This is a genomic window from Hymenobacter terrestris, assembly GCF_013377905.1.
GTDB lineage: Bacteria > Bacteroidota > Bacteroidia > Cytophagales > Hymenobacteraceae > Hymenobacter > Hymenobacter terrestris.
In genome coordinates, this window is sequence record NZ_JABKAV010000053.1 from 1 (window position 1) to 23,021 (window position 23,021).

Annotated in this window: 19 protein-coding genes; 12 read left to right on the forward strand and 7 right to left on the reverse strand. The window is 59.3% G+C overall.

Annotated elements, in window-relative coordinates; translation table 11 throughout:
• Nucleotides 1–237 precede the first annotated feature (237 nt).
• The 5 genes from HW556_RS14255 to HW556_RS14275 all read left to right on the forward strand — a co-directional run bounded on the left by HW556_RS14255 (nt 238) and on the right by HW556_RS14275 (nt 5,741).
• Entirely contained in the window at nt 238–2,286 is a 2,049-nt protein-coding gene (locus HW556_RS14255; protein WP_246289658.1) for a BatA domain-containing protein, read from the forward strand.
• Nucleotides 2,287–2,383: 97 nt separating this feature from the next.
• Nucleotides 2,384–2,914, forward strand: a complete 531-nt coding sequence (locus HW556_RS14260; RefSeq protein ID WP_176900767.1) for a DUF4199 domain-containing protein — start codon at nt 2,384–2,386, stop codon at nt 2,912–2,914.
• A 42-nt stretch (nt 2,915–2,956) separates the two neighbouring features.
• Entirely contained in the window at nt 2,957–3,493 is a 537-nt protein-coding gene (locus tag HW556_RS14265; protein ID WP_176900768.1) for a DUF4199 domain-containing protein, read from the forward strand.
• Nucleotides 3,486–4,472 carry a glycosyltransferase family 2 protein gene (locus HW556_RS14270; RefSeq protein WP_176900769.1) on the forward strand — a complete coding sequence of 329 codons (987 nt, stop codon included), beginning with the start codon at nt 3,486–3,488 and terminating at the stop codon, nt 4,470–4,472. The genes HW556_RS14265 and HW556_RS14270 overlap by 8 nt, the downstream gene beginning before the upstream one ends.
• A 141-nt stretch (nt 4,473–4,613) precedes the next feature.
• Nucleotides 4,614–5,741, forward strand: a complete 1,128-nt coding sequence (locus HW556_RS14275; protein ID WP_176900770.1) for a glycosyltransferase — start codon at nt 4,614–4,616, stop codon at nt 5,739–5,741.
• A 30-nt stretch (nt 5,742–5,771) separates the two neighbouring features.
• On the opposite strand, the gene HW556_RS14280 is transcribed toward HW556_RS14275, so the two are convergent.
• Both HW556_RS14280 and purB read right to left on the reverse strand, forming a co-directional pair.
• Nucleotides 5,772–6,875, reverse strand: coding sequence for a glycosyltransferase family 9 protein (locus HW556_RS14280; protein WP_176900771.1), 1,104 nt, complete (start codon nt 6,873–6,875; stop codon nt 5,772–5,774).
• Nucleotides 6,876–7,062: 187 nt separating this feature from the next.
• Nucleotides 7,063–8,418: an adenylosuccinate lyase gene (purB, locus tag HW556_RS14285; RefSeq protein ID WP_176900772.1), complete on the reverse strand. Its 1,356-nt coding sequence runs from the start codon at nt 8,416–8,418 to the stop codon at nt 7,063–7,065.
• A 284-nt stretch (nt 8,419–8,702) separates the two neighbouring features.
• On the opposite strand from purB, the gene HW556_RS18945 reads away from it, so the two are divergent.
• Nucleotides 8,703–10,847, forward strand: a complete 2,145-nt coding sequence (locus HW556_RS18945) for a transglycosylase domain-containing protein (protein WP_176900773.1) — start codon at nt 8,703–8,705, stop codon at nt 10,845–10,847.
• Between the two features lie 382 nt (nt 10,848–11,229).
• Here the strand turns inward: HW556_RS18945 and HW556_RS14295 are convergent, their stop codons facing one another.
• The 3 genes from HW556_RS14295 to hemG all read right to left on the reverse strand — a co-directional run bounded on the left by HW556_RS14295 (nt 11,230) and on the right by hemG (nt 14,665).
• Nucleotides 11,230–12,177 carry a TerC family protein gene (locus tag HW556_RS14295; RefSeq protein WP_176900774.1) on the reverse strand — a complete coding sequence of 316 codons (948 nt, stop codon included), beginning with the start codon at nt 12,175–12,177 and terminating at the stop codon, nt 11,230–11,232.
• A 51-nt stretch (nt 12,178–12,228) separates the two neighbouring features.
• Nucleotides 12,229–13,059: a polyprenol monophosphomannose synthase gene (locus tag HW556_RS14300; protein ID WP_176900775.1), complete on the reverse strand. Its 831-nt coding sequence runs from the start codon at nt 13,057–13,059 to the stop codon at nt 12,229–12,231.
• 271 nt (nt 13,060–13,330) lie between these two features.
• Nucleotides 13,331–14,665, reverse strand: a complete 1,335-nt coding sequence (gene hemG, locus HW556_RS14305; RefSeq protein ID WP_176900776.1) for a protoporphyrinogen oxidase — start codon at nt 14,663–14,665, stop codon at nt 13,331–13,333.
• A 198-nt stretch (nt 14,666–14,863) separates the two neighbouring features.
• Between hemG and HW556_RS14310 the strand changes: the two genes are divergently transcribed.
• Nucleotides 14,864–15,394 carry a D-glycero-alpha-D-manno-heptose-1,7-bisphosphate 7-phosphatase gene (locus HW556_RS14310; protein WP_176900777.1) on the forward strand — a complete coding sequence of 177 codons (531 nt, stop codon included), beginning with the start codon at nt 14,864–14,866 and terminating at the stop codon, nt 15,392–15,394.
• Nucleotides 15,395–15,800: 406 nt separating this feature from the next.
• Here HW556_RS14310 and HW556_RS14315 read toward each other — a convergent pair whose 3' ends face one another.
• On the reverse strand, nt 15,801–15,959 hold the full coding sequence (locus HW556_RS14315; RefSeq protein WP_176900778.1) for a hypothetical protein: 159 nt from the start codon (nt 15,957–15,959) through the stop codon (nt 15,801–15,803).
• A 190-nt stretch (nt 15,960–16,149) separates the two neighbouring features.
• Nucleotides 16,150–17,553 (reverse strand): type III PLP-dependent enzyme domain-containing protein, encoded by a 1,404-nt coding sequence (locus tag HW556_RS14320; RefSeq protein WP_176900779.1) that lies wholly within the window; start codon nt 17,551–17,553, stop codon nt 16,150–16,152.
• 376 nt (nt 17,554–17,929) lie between these two features.
• Here HW556_RS14320 and HW556_RS14325 point away from each other — a divergent pair, with 376 nt between their 5' ends.
• The 5 genes from HW556_RS14325 to HW556_RS14345 form a co-directional block, all read left to right on the forward strand.
• The gene (locus HW556_RS14325; RefSeq protein ID WP_176900780.1) at nt 17,930–18,904 is read left to right on the forward strand and encodes an arginase; all 975 of its coding nucleotides are present in this window, start codon (nt 17,930–17,932) and stop codon (nt 18,902–18,904) included.
• A 319-nt stretch (nt 18,905–19,223) separates the two neighbouring features.
• Nucleotides 19,224–20,921: a circadian clock protein KaiC gene (gene kaiC, locus HW556_RS14330; protein ID WP_246289659.1), complete on the forward strand. Its 1,698-nt coding sequence runs from the start codon at nt 19,224–19,226 to the stop codon at nt 20,919–20,921.
• Nucleotides 20,922–20,999: 78 nt separating this feature from the next.
• Nucleotides 21,000–21,290, forward strand: a complete 291-nt coding sequence (locus HW556_RS14335; protein ID WP_176900782.1) for a circadian clock KaiB family protein — start codon at nt 21,000–21,002, stop codon at nt 21,288–21,290.
• A 10-nt stretch (nt 21,291–21,300) separates the two neighbouring features.
• The gene (locus tag HW556_RS14340) at nt 21,301–21,639 is read left to right on the forward strand and encodes a circadian clock KaiB family protein (RefSeq protein ID WP_176900783.1); all 339 of its coding nucleotides are present in this window, start codon (nt 21,301–21,303) and stop codon (nt 21,637–21,639) included.
• An 11-nt stretch (nt 21,640–21,650) separates the two neighbouring features.
• Nucleotides 21,651–23,021: PAS domain-containing protein (locus HW556_RS14345; protein WP_176900784.1), on the forward strand; the 1,371-nt coding region annotated here is incomplete at its 3' end.

A 23,021-nucleotide genomic window follows, 5' to 3' on the forward strand; every position in this document is an offset into this window, starting at 1 on the left:
AGCGTTACACGGGTAGCGCTACCGCTTCGGACCCGAGACATATACTATGATGTTCGCCGGTGAGAAAGCACTCTTGAACCTCAACGAACCTATTATTAGGCGCTGCTTCTAGCTATATACAAGATTTATCTCGCCTTTATTAATGTTGATCCAATCAGCGGTCGTTATTGAAGCACTGGGATACGGTTTACACCGTGCTTTTTGTGTTTATCTTCACGGAATTACTGATTTTGTTGCATGGTATTTACGTATCCGTGGTTTCTGTGGGGATTAGTGGCTGTTGCCATTCCCATTGCTATTCACCTTTTTGAGTTGCGTCGACCGCAACGCGTGCTGTTTTCCAATGTGGAATTCATCAGGGAAGTTAAGCTAGTGACGGCCCGTCAGCGTAAGCTGAAACATTTGTTGGTGCTGGCCTCCCGCATAGGGCTTGTCGTTTTTCTGGTGTTACTGTTTGCACAGCCTTTTATTCCGGCGCCTAAGCAAGCTGCTACCGGTAATCTGGTGCAGGTAGTACTTGATGACTCGCCCAGTATGCGCCAGCTGGGACCTAATGATCAGCCGGTATTTGATCAGGCGATTGATCAGGCTACAGATTTGCCATTAGCTTTTCCAGCATCGGCCCGGTTCGGCCTTGCGCCTGGCGGTCCTGATCTGCTGAGCGCCGCAGCTTTCCGTAGTGCTGTGGAAAAGGTGCAGGTAAGCGGTCAGGCAGGTGAGGTGGGCCGGCTGCTGGTCCAGCGTCAGCAGCAAAGCCAAAGAGTTGGAGCCGGGCCGCTATTCGTGTTTTCTGATTTTCAGAAGAACAATTTTTCGGCTCGAAACCTGCAGTTGCTGGACTCAGCTCAGCAAGTGTTTTTGGTGCCTGCTGCTGCGAGGCCTTCGGCTAATGTGTTCGTTGACAGCGTATGGCTCGATGATGGTTTTGTGCGAAATGATGTTGACCTGACTTTGCGCATCCGGCTGAAAAATGGAGGTCAGGTGCCAGCTGAGAAATCCTCGGCCAAGCTGTTTATAGGGTCACGCCAAGCTGCTACGTTCCAGGTTACCGTGCCGGCGGGGCAGACGGTTACGACGCAGGTACGCCTGCGACTGACCGGGCTAAATGTGCAAGAGTGCCGCGTAGTGGTCGATGACTTTCCAGTGGATTTCGATAATACCTACTATTTCACGCTGCAACCCGCCGCAAAAATCAATGTAGTGGAAGTTGCCGCTAATGGGCAGCTCGACCGTTTATATGGCAACGAGCCTCTGTTTAGCTACCAGTTTACCAGTGCCCAGACTGCTGACTACCGCAAACTGACAGAAGGAAACCTGTTGATATTGCGCGAAGTACCGGTGTTGACGGCTGGCCTGCGCCAAAATCTGCGGCGGGCAGTGCAGCAAGGGGCTACGCTGGTTGTGGTTCCTCCGAAGATGATGGGTAGCCAAGATGCATACGGACAGCTGTTCCGCGAACTGGGGTTGGGACCGGTGCAGTGGCAATCGGTGCCGCCTACTGGGCCAGTGCTGCAGGATGTGGCCTTGCCGGATACCCGTAACCCGTTTTTTATGGATGTATTTGCGGGCGTGAATCCGCGCGCGGGTATGCCCAAGGCCGCCCCAGTGCTGCGCTGGGCCCGCACGGGCACTGAGGTGCTGCGGATGCGCGGTGGGGAAAGCTACTTGGCTGGTTTCCCAAGCGGTGGGGGCATGGTGTACGTTTTTTCGGCACCTTTTAGCGCTCCTTATTCCGACTTTGCCCAGCATCCACTGTTTGTGCCAGTTCTTTATAAGCTGGCCATGCAGAGCTACCGGCAGCAGCAGCAACCCGCTTACCGGCTAAACCAGGCCGTTGTGAATGTGCAACTGCCGACTGCCGGAGCCGGGCCAGAAACGGTGTACCGATTGGTGCAGGATAGCCTGACGTTTATTCCGGTGCATCGTCGGCAGGGAAGTATACTGCAGTTAGAAGTGCCGCCAGGGCTGCAGCACCCCGGATTTTATGCGCTACAGCAGGCGGGTAAAACGGTTGCAACTTTGGCCTTCAACTTTGATAAGCGGGAATCAGACTTGGCAAGCTACTCGGCGGCCGAGCTGCGGGCCCTGATTGGCCCTAACAGGCCTAATGTGCAGGTGTACGAAACCAGTGGGAGCCAAACAGCCGCTGCCCAATACAAGGCAACGCGGGTAGGTACGCCGCTTTGGCAGTACTGCATCTGGGGAGCATTGGCGTGTCTGCTGCTAGAGGCGCTACTACTCCGCTGGCCACGGCGGCCTGTGCCTGCGCCAGTTGTAATGGCCTAAGCAGGCGGGCTAATGTTCCGCCTAGCAGGGAGCGTGGTTATGGTAAAGATTGGTTGCGGCGGCGGCTGTATCTTGCAGCTTCATTTTACTTCTGCTTTTGCAACCTACTACTGCTTCTGTCCCGAACCCGGTATTGCGCACTGCCATGCTGTGTGGGGTTATTACCGGGGCGCTGTGCTTTACCTGGGTGCTGTTTCTGTACCTCAGCGACAACAACCCCTACGGCCCCAAACGGACGCTGGCCGACTTTTTTCCGCCCTTGGCGGCCATTGCTAGCCAAGTGTTGCTGCGGCGCTACTACCACCCTGAAGGACCAGGGCTCTGGAAGAGTATTGGGGTGGGGGTACTAACTGCATTGATAGGCGCAGGAGTGTCGGCGACGGCTTTTTACTTGTTTTCGCGTCTTACAGGACCGGGGCTGATTGAACAGCATTTGGCTGAGGTACATAAACTGCTCGAAAGCACGAAGGCGCTCTATTTAAAGGAAGCTAATGGCCTGCAACAGTACGAAGCCACGTTGCGCAACCTGGCCCGGACGCCGGTTGAATTCGCTCAGGATGAGTTTTCCAAAAAGCTGTTTTTTGGGGTGTTAATAAGCATTCCGGGCGGGGTATTCTTGCGGAAATAATATACCTTCCCGCATTCATTCACTCTCCTTCCCCTTTTGCTCATGGAAAACACCACTACTCCTGCTGTTACCCCCGTTTCTGTTGGTATTCGCTACGGCCTGATTGTTGGCGTGATTGGTCTGGTAATTGACCTCATAAGTCGCTCAACAGGCATGGCTTTTAAGATGCCCTACATCATGCTGGCGATAGTTGCCGCATTGTGGATTGTAGGAATGGTACTGGCACACAAGTTTTTCAAGAAAAGCAACGCGGGCTACATGACCTACGGGCAAGGCTTAGTTATTGGGTTGATGATGGGACTGATTTACGGTGTACTGTCGGCCGTATTCAACTACGTGTATATCAATTTTATGGATCCCAACTACGTGGTGAGTTTACAGGAATACACGCGCGAATCCATGGCCAAGTTTAACGTGCCCGAAGAAGCGCTGGATAAAGCAATGGCTGATATGACGGCGGAAAATCTGGCTTCACCAATGTCAGTTGTAAAAAACACTTTTGGCGGCGCCATCGGTGGGCTGGTTCTGTCGCTCATCGTTTCCGCCTTCACTAAAAACAAACGCCCTGAGTTTGAGTAAGCGCCTGCCGCAGCACTTCGCGGTGGAAATATCCATCGTTATTCCGCTGCTCAACGAAGCCGAGTCTCTGCCTGAGCTAACACGCTGGATTCACCGCGTGTTAGCTCAGCACGGGCTCACCTACGAGGTCATTCTTATTGATGACGGCTCGACCGACGACTCCTGGGATGTGATTGAGGAGTTGGCCGCGACGGACACGCACCTGCGGGGCATCCGTTTCAACCGTAACTACGGCAAGTCGGCGGCCCTCAACGTGGGCTTCAAGGAGACGACCGGCCGGGTGGTGTGTACCATGGATGCCGACCTGCAGGACTCGCCCGAAGAGCTGCCCGAACTCTATCGTATGATTACCCAGGACAGCCTCGACCTGGTGAGCGGCTGGAAGAAAAAACGCTTCGACCCGCTCAGCAAAACCATTCCTACCAAGCTGTTCAACGGCGTTACGCGCTGGATTTCGGGCATCAGTCTGCACGATTTCAACTGTGGGCTGAAAGCCTATGACAGCCGGGTGGTGAAAAGCATCGAGGTGTACGGCGAAATGCACCGCTACATCCCCGTTATTGCCAAATGGGCCGGCTTCCGGCGCATCGGCGAGAAAGTGGTGCAGCATCAGGAGCGCAAGTACGGTACCACCAAGTTTGGGCTGGAGCGGTTTGTCTACGGCTTCCTCGACCTAATGAGCATCACGTTTGTGAGCCGGTTCCGGCGGCGGCCGATGCACTTTTTCGGGGCAATGGGCTCGGTTTCCTTCCTGCTGGGCATGCTGATTACGCTCGGGCTGATGATAGACAAAGTCTGGCACTCCTGGCAGAACGTGGCTACCCGCTCTGTCACCGATCAGCCCCTGTTCTTCCTGGCCCTGGTAGCCGTTATAGTGGGTGTGCAGCTGTTTCTGGCCGGTTTTCTGGCCGAGATGGTGCAGCTCAACGGCGACAACCGCAACGACTATCTGGTAAAGGAGCGGCTGAATCTGAAGTAAAAACTACGAAACGTTGTCATCCGGAGCGAGGCGAAGGACCTGCGCGCAAGCTACTCTCTTTTGAAGTCAGCTTTTGTGCAGGTCCTTCACTTCGCTCCGGATGACAACTGCTTTTATTCCATCACCTAATTATCCAGCACTATGCGCGTTGTAATTATTGGGCCGGCGTACCCGTTGCGGGGAGGACTGGCGACCTATAACGAGCGGCTGGCGCATGCCTTCCAAGAGGCCGGCGACGAGGTACGGCTCGTGACGTTTTCGCTGCAGTACCCCAACTTCCTATTTCCGGGCCAGACCCAGTTCAGCACCGGCCCCGCGCCCGAGGGTCTGGATATTGAGGTTAGTCTGAACTCGGTGAACCCGCTTTCGTGGTGGAAAGTAGGGGAGAAGCTGCGCCGCGAAAAGCCTGATCTGGTAATTTTTCGGTTCTGGCTGCCGTTTATGGGGCCGGCGCTGGGCACCGTGGCCCGCCTGGTGCGCCGCAACGGCCACAGCCGCGTGGTAGCCATCACCGATAACGTGATTCCGCACGAGGCCCGCCCCGGCGACCGGCCCCTGACGCGTTATTTCCTGAGTGCCTGCCACGGCTTCGTGACGATGAGCCGCGCCGTGCTGGCCGACCTGCGCCGCCTACACTTCCGCCAGCCGGCCCTCTACCGCCCGCATCCGCTCTACGACAACTTCGGCCCCAGCAAACCCAAAACCGACGCCTTAGCCGCCCTCCACCTCGATCCAGCGTTTGGCTACCTGCTGTTCTTTGGCTTTATCCGCGCCTACAAGGGCCTCGATATTCTGCTTGAAGCCTTCGCCGACGAGCGGCTGGCCAAGTTGCCAGTAAAGCTGATAATTGCCGGCGAGTACTACGAGGACGCCGCGCCCTACGAGGTTCTTATCAAGCAGCACGGCTTAGAAAACCGCCTCATCCGCGCCACCGATTTCATCCCTAACGAGCAAGTGGCCGACTACTTCTGCGCCGCCGATATGGTAGTGCAGCCCTACAAAAACGCCACTCAAAGCGGCGTTTCGCAGATTGCCTACCACTTCGGCCGTCCCATGCTGGTAACCGATGTCGGCGGCCTGGCCGAGTTGATTCCGGACGGTGAAGTGGGCTACGTAGTGCCGCCCGCGCCCCGCGCTATTGCCGACGCGCTGGTTGATTTCTACGACCAGCAGCGGGAGACAGAGTTTATGGCTGGAGTAACAGCGAAGCGCAAGGAGTTTTCGTGGGAGGTGATGGTGGCGGCGCTGAAGGAAGTGGCCTTGATTTAGCTGTCAGCTTTCAACTTAGTAGCTGCCAGTTTACACCGGCACGCTTTCCATCACAGCCTCGAATACCTTTTCGGCTGGCAAATCCTCCATACAGCCTGCGCCTCCCAGCTTACAGGTGCCACGGTAGAAGCAAACGCACTGCGTATCCGGCTGCACGATCTGGCCGCGGCCGTAGAGGTCAAATTCGTGGGGGTTGAAGATGTTGTTCATCAGAATGGTAGGCTTACCGAGAGCGATGCTGATGTGCATCGCCATGGTTACCTGCGTCACGATGCCGTTCATCTGGTGCATGAGGTTGATGAACTGGGGCAGCGGAAACGTGCCGAGGTAGGCCGCGCCGGTGGCCGCTTGCAGTTCGCGGTTGCGGGCGTCTTCGGCCTCGCCGCCCAGCAGCACGGGTGCGTAGCCGGCCGCTTGCAGCTTAGTAATCAGTGCGGTCCACTTTTCGGTGCTCCACAGGCGCGTCGTCCACCGGTCGCCGCAGCCAGTATTCAGGCCGATGCGGGGGGCGGGGCTGGCGGGCAGCTGGCTCCAGTCGTAGCCCTTGTCGGCGTGGGTGTCGAACACGTATTCCTCACCCCGGAAATCGAAGCCGCAGAGCTCGAAGATTTCCTGCACGTAGGGCTTGGTGTTGGCCAAGCTGAGTTGATCGAATACGCCGGTAAGGTACTTGTGGCTGGCCAGCTCGTTCACCGGCCAGGGCACGCCGTCGGTGGGGCGCAGGGCGTAGCCGAACTTCTCCGGAGCTTTAATGGTGTTCAGCAGCGCGCAGGCTTCCTTCTCTTTATCAAGGTTGATTACGACATCGAACTCGCGGGCCTGTAGCTGCAGGGCGCTGGCAAAATCAAACTTCAGCACCTCCTCAATCTCGCCTTGGGGCAGGATGGCGGGCGTGAGCGTGAGCCAGGTGATGAAGCAGCCGGGCCGCTCCTGGCGCAGCCGCCGTAGCAGCGGCGTGGTACGAATTACGTCGCCGATAGCCCCGAGCTTGATAATCAGAATCCGGCTCGTAACGGGCGCGTACACCGGGCAATTGGCGCAGGTGTAGCCGTCGGTTTTGTTGGGCCGGCAGGGCAGGTCGCCCCGGAAATGGCGGCAGTCGGGATGTACGGTGATGCCGTTGAGTTGGGCCATTATCGTCTGGTGTTCCTAGTCTTAAAGAGTGGTTTCTGCTATTGCGGGCTGGCATTAGTGCAGCGGTGCATAGCAGTATGTGCGGCGGAGGTTGAAAAAAGATCCGGCCGCTAGGTTGGGGGGAATCAGAACATTGCGAACCTCCACGTCTCATGTGCGCAACTAAGCGGAAGATTGGTGCCCGGTATTACATGCCCACGTAGTTCTGCGGCGTGATGGCGCGCAGCTCCTGTTTCACGGCGTCGCTCACATCCAAAGCGTCCACGAACTCGCGGATGGTGGCCTGCGAAATGGCCTCGCCGGTGCGGGTAAGGGCCTTGAGGGCGTTGTAAGGGTCGGGGTAGGCTTCGCGGCGCAGAATTGTTTGCAGGGCTTCGGCCACCACGGCCCAGTTGGCTTCCAGGTCGCGGTGTAGGGCGGCTTCGTCGAGGGCCAGCTTGCCGAGGCCGCGCTGCAACGCCGCGAGGGCGATGAGCGTGTGGCCCAGCGGCACGCCCAGGTTGCGCAGTACCGTCGAGTCGGTGAGGTCGCGTTGGAGCCGCGAAATCGGGAGCTTGGCAGAAAGGTGTTCGAGCACGGCGTTGGCCAGACCCAGGTTGCCCTCGGCGTTTTCAAAATCGATGGGGTTTACCTTGTGCGGCATGGCCGAGGAGCCCACCTCACCGGCCTTCACCGTCTGGCGGAAGTAGCCCATGGCAATGTACTGCCACACGTCGCGGGCCAGGTCGATGAGAATGGTATTAAGCCGCTTGAGGCCGTCGCAGAGGGCCGCCAGGTGGTCGTAGTGCTCAATCTGGGTGGTGGGGTGGCTGCGCTTGAGGCCCAGGCGGCCCTCCACAAACTGTTGGGCAAACTGGTGCCAGTCGTGGCCGGGGTAGGCGACGTGGTGGGCGTTGAAATTGCCGGTAGCGCCGCCGAACTTGGCCCCGAACGGCACCTGGCCCAGCAGTTCCACCTGTGCATCGAGCCGGGCCACGAACACCTCGATTTCCTTGCCCAAGCGGGTAGGCGAGGCCGGCTGACCGTGCGTGCGGGCCAGCATGGGCACGGCCGCCCACTCCTGAGCGCGGGTGGCCAACTGGTTGCGCACGGCGGCGTAGCCGGGCAGCAGCGTGTGCAGCAGTGCGTGCTGCAGACTCAGCGGAATAGCGGTGTTGTTGATGTCCTGAGAGGTAAGGCCGAAGTGGATAAACTCCACAAACTCGCCCAGCCCCAGCGCCGAAAACCTGTCGCGCAGGAAGTACTCCACGGCCTTCACATCGTGGTTGGTGACGCGCTCATGGGCTTTCACGGCCTCGGCATCGGTGGCGGTGAAATCAGTGTAAATGGCTCGTAAAGGCCCGAATGAGGCCGCATCTACGCCCGCCAGTTGCGGCAGCGGCAGCTCGGCCAGGGCAATAAAATACTCTACTTCCACCAGTACGCGGTACCGAATCAGGGCCAGCTCCGAAAAATAGGCCGTTAGGGGAGCCGTCTGGCGGTGGTAGCGGCCATCGAGGGGCGAAACGGCGGTTAGCGGCGTGAGGGTGGCAGTGTCAGGCATCAGCAAGGAGGGAAGGAGTGGGTTCGCAGGCAAATATACTGTCATCCGTAGTCCGGCGTCCGCAACACCAACAACTTGCATGCAGGCTGCCACCCGGAAACAGTTTCCGGATGGGCCCTTTGCATGGCGGACGCCGGATTACTGATAACAGGAGTTTTCGTTCATTTGCGCACTTAGGGCGCAGGGCTTTTTGTTTACCTTTGCCGCATAATATATTTGGCCAGTGGCGGGTTTGGCCCGATGCTGGCTCGCCCGGTTCAGGCCTTTCGCATTCTCCCCGCTTCGTGCACATCACTCCCGTTATTAAGAAAAGAATTGGCATCGGCCTGGGCATCCTGGCGGTGCTGCTGCTGGCTGGTTTGGGCCTGTTTCTGGTTAAGCGCCAGCAGCTGCTCGAAGCAGCCCTGGTACGGGTGAAGGCCAAGGTAGAAGCCAAGTTCCCGGTAACGCTTACGCTGGGTCCGGCCCGATTTACAGACCTGAATACGGTAGAGCTGCGCGGTATCAGTGTAGTGCCCACGGCCCCGCTAACCGACACGCTGCTGCGCGCCCGCACCGTACGCGCCTCGCTCAGCGTGCGTAGCCTGTTTGCCGGCCGGCCCGTGTTCAGCAACCTCGAAATTGATACAGTGCGCCTCACGGCCCGCCAGACCGCCAACGGCCGCGACAACTATTCTTTCCTCTACAAGAAGAAAAAGGGAGAGCCCACTGTGGTACGCGACACCACCAAGGGTACTAACTACGGCCTGCTGGCCAACCAGCTCCTCGAAGCTACCTTCGATAACGTACCCGACGAGGCCGATTTTCGCGAGTTCCTTATCACCTACGATGGCCCGCGCCATCGCGCCCGCCTCGTAATGCCGCGGCTGGCTATTAAGAGCGGTGAAATTTCGGGCGAGATGACCGCCCTTATTGACTCGGTGGAAAACCGGGTGGGCGTTACCGGCTCCATCGACGCCGGCAGCTACGAGGTAGACGCTCAGGTGTTCGGACTCGATAAGCGGCCGGTGGTGCTACCCATCGTGCAGCGTCGCTACGGCGCCCGGGTGCAGTTCGATACCATCCGCGTGAGCCTGTCCGACAAAACCTTCCGGCGCGATGAGCTGACGCTTACCGGCACGGCTTCGGCCGTCAATTTTATCGTCAACCATCCTAAGCTCTCCGATCAGGATGTGCGCTTCCCACGCGGGGGCATCGATTTCGTGACCCGGCTGGGGCAGGCCTCGTTTGCGCTCGAAAAGGGCACGCGGGTGCTGCTCAACCGCATGGAGTTCTTTCCGGAACTGAGCGTACGCCGCCGGCCGGTGCCCGAGCGGGTTATCGGAAAGAATATCAACGGCCTGACCAGCCGCAGCCAGGCGCTGGCCGGCATGGTTGTGAACCTGGATGTAGAGTCAGCTGAAACCAAGGCCAACGACTTTTTCGAGGCCCTGCCCGAAGGCATGTTTGAAACCCTGGAAGGCACCCGCGCCGAGGGCACGCTGCAATACAAGCTGCACGCCGCCCTCGACATGAATAAGGTGGATAGCCTGGAGTTCGATTCGAGCCTGCGGGCTACCAAGTTCCGCATCACCCGCTTCGGCCGTGAAAACCTCAACAAGCTCAACGAGTCGTTTAGCTACACAGCCTACAACGACAAGGGCGACTCGGTAAAAGTGTTCAAGGTAGGCCCTGAGAACCCCGAATTTACGCCCTACAACCAGGTTTCCGACTACCTGAAGTACGCCATCATGACGGCTGAAGACCCGCGCTTTATGACTCACCGCGGGTTCATGGAGAAGGCCTTTGTGAAGTCGGCCATCCAAAACCTGAAGGAGCGGCGCTTCGCTCGCGGCGGCAGTACGCTCTCGATGCAGCTAGTGAAAAACGTGTTCCTGACCCGCAAGAAAACCATTGTGCGCAAAGTCGAGGAGGCGCTCATCGTCTGGATTATTGAGAATACCCGGCTGGCCAGCAAGCAGCGGATGCTGGAGGTGTACCTGAACATCATCGAGTGGGGCCCGAAAATTTATGGCGTGCACGAGGCGTCCGAGTTTTACTTCGACAAGTCGCCGGCCAATCTCAATCTGTCCGAAAGCCTGTATCTGGCCAGCATTATTCCGAGTCCGAAGCGCTTCCGGGCCGGCTTCAACCAGTACGGCGACCTGCGCGGCTCGTCGCGCTATTTCCGCCGCCTGATTGCCCAACTGATGGCCCGGCGGGGCTACATCTCAGAGGGCGAGTCGGAAAGCGTGGGCGGCGTAAGCTTTAGCGGGCGTGGCCTGCGGGCCATGAACTTCAGCGCCCGCCCCGATACCACCCGTCTGTCTCTGGCCCCCGACTCGGCCCGGTTTGACGAACCCATCGACCTGCTCGACCTGCTCGGCACCGATGTGCCCGTCAGCCAAGAGGTGCCAGCCGCTCCTGCTGTTCCGCCTAAGCCGGAGTAGCATGATGTTGATGTGCCTGTAATCCGAGGTTCATTCCTGCCCTGGTTGAAATCCAAAGGCACATGCAAAAGCAGCTGTCTTTTAGCTAACTCAAGTTGCAGTGGCCGATGTAGGGGCAGGGACAAGTTCCGCTCCTACATCGGCCACTGCTGAGGAATATGAAAACTGCAATAAAAGCCCCAGCGGGGCGTCACCCATCGTTCAACGACTGGTGTCGCCCCGCTGGGGCTTTTGATATTCCTTGGGCCACAGTTGCTCCCGATATGTCGCATCTTTGAAACTATATCTGGCTAACCCAAATGGCCCAAAGCTCGGGCTAATCGAATCGTTGATTGGCTACCGATTTGCCGCCCCACTGGGGCTCAACCAGGGCAGGGCACAGTTACTCGCTTGCCGCCTCGCTTTCCTCCGCAACAGGTTTAGGGAACATCAATGACAGCACAACTGACATGACCAGGATAACTCCGACCGTGCCCAGCGACCAGCCCATCGAAATATGCACGTCGAATCCTTCTGCGAGCAGCTTGCCACCGATGAACACCAGAATAAGCGCCAAGCCGTAGTGCAGGTAGTGGAAGAGGCGCATGAGGCCTTCAAGGGCGAAGTACAGCGCCCGCAGCCCAAGTAGCGCAAACACGTTGCTAGTGTACACGATAAACGTGTCGCGCGAAACGGCCAAAATAGCCGGGATGGAGTCAGCAGCGAAAATGACGTCCGTGGTTTCCACCATCACCAGCACTACGAGCAGGGGCGTGGCAAACAGGACGCCGTCTTTGCGCACGAAAAAGTTGCCGCCGTGCAGCTGGCTGGTAATGGGCAGGTGGCGGCTCAGGAACTTGACGATCGGGTTGCTGTCGGGGTCTATTTCGGGCTCGGAGCCACTGGTCGCCATTTTGATGCCCGTGTACACGAGGAAGGCCCCGAGCACATACATGAGGAAGTGAAACTTGGCCAGCAGCGCCGCACCCACCAGAATAAACACGCCCCGTAGCACCAGTGCCCCAATAATTCCCCAAAACAGGATTTTGTGCTGATACTGCGCCGGTACCTTGAAATAGGTGAAAATCAGCAGAAACACGAACAGGTTATCTACGCTCAGCGACTTTTCGATGAGGTAGCCTGTGAGGAACTCCAGAGCCGCCGCCTTGCCCAACCACTGGTATACCAGGTAGTTGAAGCTCAGCGAAAGCGCAATCCAGAACGCGCTCCAGCTCAACGCTTCGCGCATGCTCACAACGTGGTCTTTGCGGTTGAAAACCAACAGGTCGAGCAACAGCAGAGCCAGCACAACTACGTTGAAGCCGACCCAGAACAGCGGGGAAATTTCCATTAATGGCAAGATACGCGGCCGCCGCCAAAAGGAAGGGCCGGGTCATAACGGTTAGGCAGTTGTCTGGCGCGTTTCCGAGTCGGTAGGGCCGGCCGTGGCGGCTGTAAGCGGGCCGGTGCGGTGGGCAGTGTCGGTAGGCAAAGCCGCGGCAGTGCGGTCGAAGCGGCGAAACAGGCTGCTGATTTTCATCTGCACCACGCCAAAAAAGGCTTCTTTGAAGATACCTTTACTCATTTTAGAGGTGCCCCGGGTGCGGTCGGTGAATACAATCGGCACCTCCTTGAGACGAAAGCCATACTTATGGGCGAGCCACTTCATCTCAATCTGGAAAGCATACCCTACAAACCGGATTCGCTCGCGCATAATTACCCGTAGCACCGGGGCCGTGTAGCACTTAAAGCCGGCCGTAGCGTCCATGATGGGCATGCGCGTAACCAACCGCACGTAGGCCGAGGCGAAGTACGACATCAATACCCGGCTCATAGGCCAGTTAACCACATTTACGCCCTGGATGTAGCGCGAGCCAATGGCCAGGTCGTAGCCTTGGGTGGCGCAGGCGTCGTAGAGGCGCATCAGGTCCTCGGGGTTGTGCGAGAAGTCTGCGTCCATTTCGAACACGTACTCGTAGCCCTGGGCCAGGGCCCAGCGGAAGCCGTGCAGGTATGCCGTGCCCAGCCCCATTTTGCCGCTGCGCTCCTCCAGAAACAGCCGTCCCGGAAACTCCGCCATCAGTTCGCGCACAATAGTGGCCGTGCCGTCGGGCGAGCCATCGTCGATGATGAGCACGTCGAACGGCTGGGGCAGCGAGAAAACTTTACGGATAATCAATTCCGCGTTTTCCCGCTCGTTATAGGTTGGTATAAGAACGAGGCCGTCAGTCATTGCCGTAAAGGTAAAATTTTGCGCGAGGAGCGGGGCCGACGAATAAAACATGGCTGCCGACGGCGCAACTGGTGCCGCAACTGGTCGGATGGCTAACCGAAAGATGTGCCCGACCGGCAGCTGGTTGCGTGCCGCAGCTTGAAAAACCGCACTGCGGTTTCTGGGTTCAGCGAATATAGGGTTTATGCGCTTTTTGCCTGTTAGTTGCCTTGGCCACGCAGACCCCAATGCTGCACCGCCATTTCTGTTTCCGCACCAAATAGCTACTGACCTACCGGGTCGCGGCTAGCGTGGCAGCCAGCTGCCGGGCATGGCGCACGCAGTCGGGTACGCCGGCGCCGGCGCGCCAGTTGGCCGTGGCGTACAGGCCCTGGGCCTGCAGGGCATCGGCGGCGGCGTGAGCGGGCACAATCCGGGCATCAAACTGCGGAATGGCGCGGGGCCAGAAGTAGCGGTGCTGCCAGACGGGCGCGGCGCCCGCTTTCAGGCCATAGAAGCGGCTAAGCTCGGCGTGCACGGCTGCCAGCTGCTCAGCGGCCGGCTCCAGGGCCTGCGGCTCGTACTGCGTACCGCCCACAAATGTGGTAAATAGTACCTGCCCGGCCGGAGCACGGTTCTTAAACAGCGAGCTGGTCCAGATGCTGCCAGCGGCGTAGGGCTGCTCGGCCTTGGGGTGCAGGGCCCCGAAACCGTTGAGCGCGTGGCCCACATCAGTGCGCTGATAGGCGGTGTACACGGCGGTCATGGGCGGGTAGTACACTGCCGCCAGCGCAGCAGCCTGCTCGGGGAACTGCTCGGCTAGCAGCGGCGCGGCCGCGTAGGTGGGCAGGGCCAGCACCACCTGCTTGTACAGGCGCGGCGCGGGGCCGGCAGTGGTTTCCAGCTCCCAGCGGCCGTCATCGTCGTGGCGGTGCAGGCGGGTGGCGGCCTGCCCGAAGTGGGCCCGGCGCAGCTTGGCCGCCAGCGTGGCGGGCAGCGTCTGCAGACCCCCGGCCAGCGACACCACGCGGCGGCGGCCGGCCTTACTCTTGCCCTTCATCAGCCCGCGCAGCACTGAGCCGTGCTGCTGCTCCAGGGCCGCCAGCTGCGGGAAGGTTTTGTGTAGCAGCAACTGGGTAGGGTCGCCGGCGTAGATGCCCGAAATAAAGGGGTTGAGCGCGTACTCGACTACCTCAGGTCCGAAACGGCGGGTAAAGAACGCGCTCAGCGTTTCGAGCTCATCGACGGGGGCCGGCTTGCGAAACATCTCCCGCACAATGTTGTAGCGGCCTTTCAGGCTGAAAAACTTACTGGTGAGCAGGCCCGGTGGCGTGCCGGGCAGCGGCTGGTAGGCCCCGCCCCGCAGCACGTAGCGGTTCTGGCTTACGGCGGCCGCATCCTCTATTTTATCGTTCAGCCCCAACTCGCTGAACAGGGCCGCCAGCTCGTCGGAGAGTTGCAGCGAGTTGGGCCCCACTTCGAGCAAGTAGCCCTCATGCTGTTCCGAGCAGATGGTGCCGCCAGGTCGCGCATTGGCCTCAAAGAGGTCGTAATCAATACCCGCCCGCTGCAAGCCCCAGGCCAGCGTCAGTCCCGAAATACCCCCGCCGATAATTGCAATAGCCATTTTTGGTGTGCTGATTTTTGGGTGTGCTGCTGTGCCGATGCCCGGGCAAAGATACGGCCGTCCTGGGCGGGGTGAACAACCAGACCCCGCCAGCTTGGCTGCGGCAGCGGCTCGTTCAACCGGAACCAGGGCCTGTGGCGCGCTGCCGTACGAGAAAACACGCCCCTATCTTTACCCACGTATCAGTATAACAACCTCATGAACAAAGCCGTTTTTCTTGACCGCGACGGAGTGCTTAACCGCGAAATCGGGACGTACGTGTGGGAACCGGCCCGTTTTGAGGTGTTGCCGGGCGTGGCCGAAAGCCTGACCCGGTTGAAAGCCGCTGGTTACTACCTGATTGTGGTAACCAACCAGGCCGGTATTGCCCGCGGCCTCTACACGGCCGCCGATGTACAGGCCTGCCATGCCAAGCTGCAGCAGGCCGTGGGCGGGATTATCGATGCGCTGTATTTCGCACCCGGCCATCCCAGCGTGTCGGAGAGCCTGCGCCGCAAGCCCGACTCGCTGATGCTGGAGCAGGCGCTGGCGCGTTTCAGGCTCGATGCGGCCCGCTGCTGGCTGGTGGGTGACCGGCTACGCGACATAGCGGCTGCCGAAAAAGTGGGCGTGCGCGGCCTGCTGGTGGGCCCCGACGAGCCGGCCGGCTACAAACCGCGCACCGCCGACCTGCCCACTGCCACCGAATTCATACTGGCTGCTGACGCGGCGGTAGGAGCACCCCAATAACGCAACCGGCCACCGACGTTCTGCGGTAGTAAAAGCCGGCGGCCGGGACGAGCCACCTGCGGAGCGAACTGTTACTGCCGATTGGTGCTTACGTCCGCGTTGGCCAGCACGGGTGCCACTGGGGTAGATTGATGCGAAGCAGGCTTTATTGAAGTAAAAGCAGGGCACTGCGTGCGGCAGGAAACGGCTCCGAGGGAAAGCAAAAGCCCGAAAAACAGCAGCTTTTTCATGGAAGAAGAAATCAATGGGTGGTGAAGAGTGGGGCGCAAGCACAACGCCTGCTGCTTCCCAACGATTCGGTTGTCCCCACATTGCCCTGCCTGCCGAAAGAATTGGCCCCGTCGCAATGCAAAACGCCCTCCCGGAATGGGAAGGCGTTTTGCATTGCGACGGGGCGCAGCGACTACTACTGGCGGTCGGCGGCGGCAACCGGACCCTGGGCCATGATGGGCGACGAAACCCGGTTGGCATCCTTGACGCCGCTGTAAGCCGGACAGTTGGATTTTTTGTTGCAGGAGCCGAGGCCAAGGCCAGCAATGCAAGCGAGGAGTAGGAGTTTTTTCATGCGTGAAAACAAGAGTAAAGGCACTGCCCAAAGAAGATATCGGCTATAAAGATAACCGGCTGAAACCCGCCTTGCAACTACCCGGCCAACGCTACGCCCATAGGCCCTGCGGAGGCCTAAAAAAAAGCGGGAGCCCCGACTTGAGGCTCCCGCTTTTCGGCTGGACAGGGGAGGGACAAGCCCCGCGCCGCTACACCTGATAGCCCAGAATCCGGAGCATCGACTCGCCGGTTTGCTCCTCGGCAAACACCCGGTCGGTGAGGTTGCCGTCGGCGTCGCGGTCAAGAATCACGATTTTGGGGGCCGGAATCAGGCAGTGCTTGACGCCGCCGTAGCCCGAGAGGCTTTCCTGGTAGGCACCCGTGTGGAAGAAGCCCACATACAGCGGCTCGGCGTCGGTGGTGGGCTTGCGCTCGGGCAGAAACACTTGGTAGATGTGCTTCTCGGAGTTGTAATAGTCCTGCGAGTCGCAGGTGAGGCCGCCGAGCTGAATTTTCTTGTATTTCTTGTCCCAGCCGTTGATGGCCAGCATGATGAAGCGTTGGTTCAGGGCCCAGGTGTCGGGTAGGTTAGTGATGAACGAGCCATCAATCATATACCACAGTTCCTTGTCGTTCTGCAGCTTTTCGTCCAGAATCGAGTAGATAGTAGCGCCGGATTCGCCCACCGTGAAGATGCCGAACTCGGTGAACACATCGGGCTCGGGCACGCCTTCGTCGGTGCAGATGCGCTTGATGGTGCGCAGCACCTCCTCAATCATGTAGGGGTAGTCGTACTCCTTCTGGATAGAGGTCTGGATGGGCAGGCCGCCGCCGATGTCGATGGTAGTAAGCGTGGGGCACACCTTGCGCATCTCGCAGTACTGGTGCACAAACCGGCTCAGCTCCGACCAGTAGTAGGACGTATCCTTGATGCCGGTATTGATGAAGTAGTGCAGCATCTTCAGCTCGAAGCGCGGGTCGTCCTTGATTTTGCTTTCGTAGAGCGGCAGCGCATCGGCGTAGCGGATGCCCAGACGCGAGGTGTAAAACTGGAAGCGTGGCTCCTCATCGGAAGCCAGGCGCATGCCCAGGCAGCACGATTCGCGCACGTTATCGTGGTAGTAGTCCACCTCGTTAGGCGAGTCGAGGATGGGCATGCAGTTGCCGAAACCGTCGTTGATGAGGCGAGTGACTTCGCGCTTGTACTCATCGGTTTTAAAGCCGTTGCAGATGATGTAGGTGTCCTTGGTTACCCGGCCTTTGGCGTACATGGCCCGGATGATATTGGTATCAAACCAGGACGAGGTTTCGATGTGGACGTTGTTTTTGAGGGCCTCCTCCACTACAAAGCTGAAGTGCGAGGCCTTGGTGCAGTAGGCGTAGGAGTACTTGCCGCGGTAGCCGGTTTTCTCGATGCCGAGCCGGAACCACTCCTGGGCCCGCTGGATTTGGGAGCTGATTTTGGGCAGGTAGGCCAAACGGAGGGGCGTGCCGTGCTTTTTTACCAAGGCCATCAAATCGATGCCTTCGAAGCGTAGCTCGTTGTTCTCAACCTTAAACTCGTCGGTCGGGAAGTCGAAGGTTTGGGAAATCAGGTCGTGGTAAGTGTCCATGTAAGGCATTGGCGGTTTTTAGAGCTTAGGGCCTGGAGCTTAATGCTTAGGCAGGAAACAGACTAGAGCAGAACAAAAGGCGCGAAGCAAAGGGGAGCGGCGGCTGGAAAAAAAAATTCTTCAGGCACAGAGCACAATCAACTAAGCCTTAAATTGCAGATGCAAAGATACCCCCTCGCGGGGGTTTTGGTTGTGCTCTGTTCGTTGGTTGCGCCGGAAGGACCGCGTGCGTCAAGCCTGAGCGGATATTTAGTCCCCTCAATCGGCAAGCATTTGATAAGTATTGAGCAGTTGGTAGTTCGCTGTTGTCAGACTGCGCACTGGTACCTACTCAATACCTACTTAACCACCCTAACCTCTTTTCTGCCAATGTAATATGCGACGTATCAAGCTGCTGGAAGTCCGCTCCGAACTCGGGGCCGGAACCCGGGGCGCCAGCCTGGGCATTGATGCCCTAAAGGTGGCCTGCCTCAACAAGGGCTCCGATTACTTCCGCCGGTTCAACTCGGTGCAGGTGCCCGACCTGAACCATGTGCTGTTCGAAAAAAATCACTTCCCCTTCGCCCGCCACATCGACTCCATTTACATGGTGCAGAAGGGCATCGCCAGCAACGTGGAGCAAACATTGCGCCTGGGCGAGTTCCCGCTGGTGCTGGCCGGCGACCACAGCAACGCCTCGGCTACCATTGCCGGCATCAAGGCCGCTTACCCCCAGAAAACGCTCGGCGTCATCTGGGTAGATGCCCACGCCGACATCCACTCGCCCTACACCACGCCCTCGGGCAACATGCACGGCATGCCGCTGGCCCTGAGCCTGAACGACGACAACCGCGAATGCCAGCGAAATCAGCCCGCCGCCGAAACCGAGTTCTTCTGGCAGCGCCTGCGCGACCTGGGCGAGCCCGGCCCCAAAGTGGCCCCCGAGCATCTGGTGTACGTGGTAGTGCGCGACACCGAAGCCGAGGAAAATGCCATTATCGAGCGCCTGGGCATCAAAAACTATCAGCTCGACGAAGTCAAGAGTAAGGGTACCCGTCAGGTGGCCCGCGAAATCTACGAGCGGCTGCGCTTCTGCGACCTGGTGTACATCTCCTTCGATGTGGACTCGCTGGATTCTCGCTTCAGCAAGGGCACTGGCACGCCCGTTGAGGAGGGACTCAACGTAGAGGAAGCCATCAGCCTGTGCCGGGCGCTGCTCGAAAACGACCGGGTGGTGTGCTTTGAGATGGTGGAAATCAACCCTACCCTCGATTCCGAAAACACCATGGCCCAGAATGCCTTCGACATCCTCGAAGCCGCCACTGATGCCATCCAGAACCGCCTGCGTTTGGCGGAGGTAGTAAGCCGGTAGCGGCGACGGTATGAAACAGGTAGTAGTGATTTAATAAAAAATAACGTCATACGGAGCGCAGCCGAAGCAGCTCTACCGCTTCGTTGTGTTACTTCTACAACGAAGCGGTAGAGCTGCTTCGGCTGCGCTCAGCATGAGGTTGGTTTAAACCGACGTTGCGGCAAAGCTGTTTCGGCTTCACTCCGTATGACATTGTTCTTCATGGGGCCACTCCGTCGCGGAGTCATCCGTTAACTATTTTGCCGGCTTCTCGTAATCCTGCGACAAACTTCGCCCTATGTCAAACCAGCCATTGCCGCGTATTACGCCGTTTTCTCAGTTGCCTAAAGCACTTACCGGCATTGAGGGGCTCGATGAAATAACTGAGGGTGGCCTGCCGTTGGGGCGGCCCACGCTGGTGTGCGGCAGCGCGGGCTGCGGCAAAACGCTGCTGGGCATCGAGTTTCTGGTGCGCGGCATCCTCGACCACGACGAGCCGGGCGTGCTGATGGCTTTTGAGGAAACAGCGGCCGAACTGTCGGCCAACGTGGCCTCCCTGGGCTTCGACCTGCCGCAGCTGGTGGCCGATAAAAAGCTGCGCCTCGACCACGTGCATATCGACCGGACCGAAATCGACGAAACGGGCGAGTACGATCTGGAGGGGCTGTTCATCCGCCTCGGCTACGCCATTGACACCATCGGGGCCAAGCGCGTGGTGCTCGACACCATCGAGTCGTTGTTTTCGGGCTTCAGCAATGAGGCTGTATTGCGCTCGGAAATCCGCCGGCTGTTTCGCTGGCTGAAAGACAAGGGCGTGACCACCGTCATCACGGCCGAGCGGGGCGACGGCACGCTCACGCGCCAGGGCCTGGAGGAGTACGTGTCGGACTGCGTAATTCTGCTCGACAACCGCGTAATCGACCAGATAACCACCCGGCGACTGCGCATTGTAAAGTACCGTGGCAGTACCCACGGCACCAACGAGTACCCCTATATCATCACCGAAGAAGGCCTTTCGGTGCTGCCCGTTACGTCGCTTAAGCTTGAGCACACGGTGTCCGATGAGGTGATATCGACCGGCGTGCCCGACCTAGATGGTATGTTTCGGCGCGGCGGGCTTTACCAAGGTAGCAGCAGCCTGATTACGGGTACGGCGGGCACGGCCAAAACCACGCTGGCGTCGTCGTTTGCCCTCGAGGCCTGCCGCCGGGGCGAGCGGTGCCTGTTTTTCGTATTTGAGGAGTCGCCGGCCCAGCTGCTGCGCAACATGGCCACGGTAGGTATCGATTTGCAGCCGTTTGTTGAAAGCGGGCAGTTGCGCATCGAAGCCAGCCGCCCCACGCTCAACGGCCTGGAGCGCCACCTGGTCACGATCCATCGGCTCATCGGGCAGTTCAAGCCCCAAACGGTCATCATCGACCCCATCAGCAACCTTGTTTCGGTGGGCAGCCATTCGGAGGTAAGCAGCATGCTCACGCGGCTCGTCGACTTTTTGAAGGTGCAGGGCATCAACGCGCTGTTTACAGCCCTTGTCAGCGGCAACCGGGCCCAGCAGGAAATGACGGACGAGGGCATTTCCTCGCTCGTGGATACCTGGATTCATGTGCGCGACCTAGAGGGAGTGGGCGAGCGGAACCGCGGCATCAGCATCCTCAAGGCCCGGGGCATGGCCCACTCCAACCAAGTGCGTGAGTTTGAGGTAACCGAGCGTGGCATCCGGCTGCTCGACGTGCTGGTGGGCCCGACCGGCATTATCACCGGGGCCAGCCGCCTCGCCCAGCACATTCAGGAGCAGGCCCGGCAGATTGCCAACGAGCAGGAAGCCGAGCGCCGCGACCGGGACCTGGAGCGCAAGCGCCGGGTGCTGGAAGCCACCATTGCCAACCTGCGCACCGAGTTCGAGTCGGTGGAGGAGGAGTTGCGCCGGGTGAACTCGGAGGAGCAGCAGCGCCACAGTACGATGGCTGAGGAGCGCCGGCAGCTGGGCCACAGTTTTTCGGACCATCCGCCCACTACGCCCAACGGTTCGGGCGCGTAGCCGTTAGCAGGTGAAGGCTGACGAGGCGGTGTCCGGCAACCTCGTCAGCCCATTCTCCAAGACCCCAAAAAGAAAACTATGAGCGAGGATATGTGGGAGCTGCGGTTGTACGTAGCCGGGCAGACGGTGAAGTCGATGACGGCGCTGGCCAACCTGAAAACCTATTGCGAAAAGCATCTGAAGGGCCGCTACCGGCTTGAAATCATTGACTTGCTGCAGCACCCGCAGTTGGCCGAGGGCGACCAGATTCTGGCCATCCCGACGCTAGTACGCAAGATGCCCGCCCCCATTCGCAGAGTTATCGGCGACCTCTCGAACCATGAGCGGGTATTGGTCGGTCTCGACCTGCGGTCCATCGACCCCTCATAAGCCCGCCATTATGCAAGAATGGCCCCCTGCCGATGCGCGTTTGCCCGATTACGTGTTGGAACTTTATATTACCGGTGCCACTCCCAACTCGTTGCGGGCCGTGCGCAACCTCAAAGACATCTGCGAGCAGTACCTGGCGGGGCGCTACGAACTGTCTATCATTGACATCTACCAACAGCCCGAACTGGCCCAGACCGCCCAAATTATTGCCGCGCCCACGCTGATTAAAGTGAGCCCCGAGCCGCGGCGCTGGCTGGTCGGCGACCTTTCGGACCGGCTGCGGGCGTTGCGCCTGCTGGGTGTGGATCCTGGTTCCGAACCCGATACCCAACCGGCTCAAATCAGCTAAGCTATCAGGCCATGAGTTTCGAATCTGACTCACGTACTCCAACCCCCGCCCAGCTGGCCCGCGAAAACGAGGAACTGCGCCAGCAGCTCCTTGAAGCCGAGGAGCTGCTGACGGCCATTCGCACCGGCAGCATCGACGCCCTGGCCGTGCAGGGGCCCGACGGGCCGCGCATTTTTACGCTTGAAGGTGCCGACCAGAGCTACCGCACCCTCATCGAGCAGATGAACGAAGGCGCGCTGCTGCTCTCGCCCGATACCACGGTGCTCTACTGCAACGCCTGTCTGGCGGGCCTACTCGAGGCGCCGCTCGAAACGCTGATGGGCAACTCGTTCGGCCAGTTTGTGCCCGACGAGTTTGAAGAGTACTGGCAGAAGCTGGTGACGGACGGCTGGGCGGGAAAAAGCCGGGGTGAAATGCCGCTGCGCACCGCTAACGGCCGGCTGCGGCCCATGGCGCTGGCCCTGAACGCGCTGGGCCCGGCAGAAGCTCCGGTGCTGGCCGTTATTGCCACCGACGTATCAGCGCGGCGCGAAATCAGCGTTATCCGGGCGCGGGTGGCCGCCCAGAACGAGCTGCTGGGACTTCAGCAGCAGGAGTTGCGGGCCCAGGCGAAGGAAGCCGCCGAAACCAGCCGCATTCTGGAGGGCCTTCCGCACATTGCCTGGACGGCCAGTCCTGAGGGCGAAAGCACCTACCTCAATCGGCGCTGGTTTGCTTACACCGGCCAGGACCCGGAGAATGTAACGCCCGCCCTGATCGAAGCACACCTACACCCCGATGACCTGCTACCGGCAATGCGCAGCTGGGAACAGGCGCTGACGGACGGCGAGGCCCTGGAGCTGGAATGCCGCATCCGCGACGCGGACGGCCATTACCGCTGGATGCTGGGCCGGGCGCTTCCCTGGCGCGATGAGCAGGGTGAAATCGTGCGCTGGATTGGCACTTACACCGACATGCACGAGCAGAAGCTGGCTCTGGCCCGCATTGATGAGGCCCAGCACGAGCTGCGCGACAACAACGCCCAGCTCACCCGCATCAACGCCGACCTCGACAACTTCATCTACACCGCTTCCCACGACCTTCGCTCGCCCATCACCAACATCGAGGGGCTATTGGAAACCCTGAACCAGGAGTTGCCCGCCAGGCAGCGCCCCGACACCGTGGAGCCCGTATTGCGCATGATGCAGGACTCAGTGGACCGCTTCAAGCGCACAATTGAGAACCTGACCGATATTTCGAAGCTGCAGAAGGACAGTACCCTTCCTCGCACGCCCGTGGCGCTGTCCTCGCTTATCGAGGATGTGCGCCTGGACCTGCAGCCCCTGATGCAGACGGCGGCCGGCGAGCTGGAGATAGATATTGCGGAGTGCGCAACCGTTGTG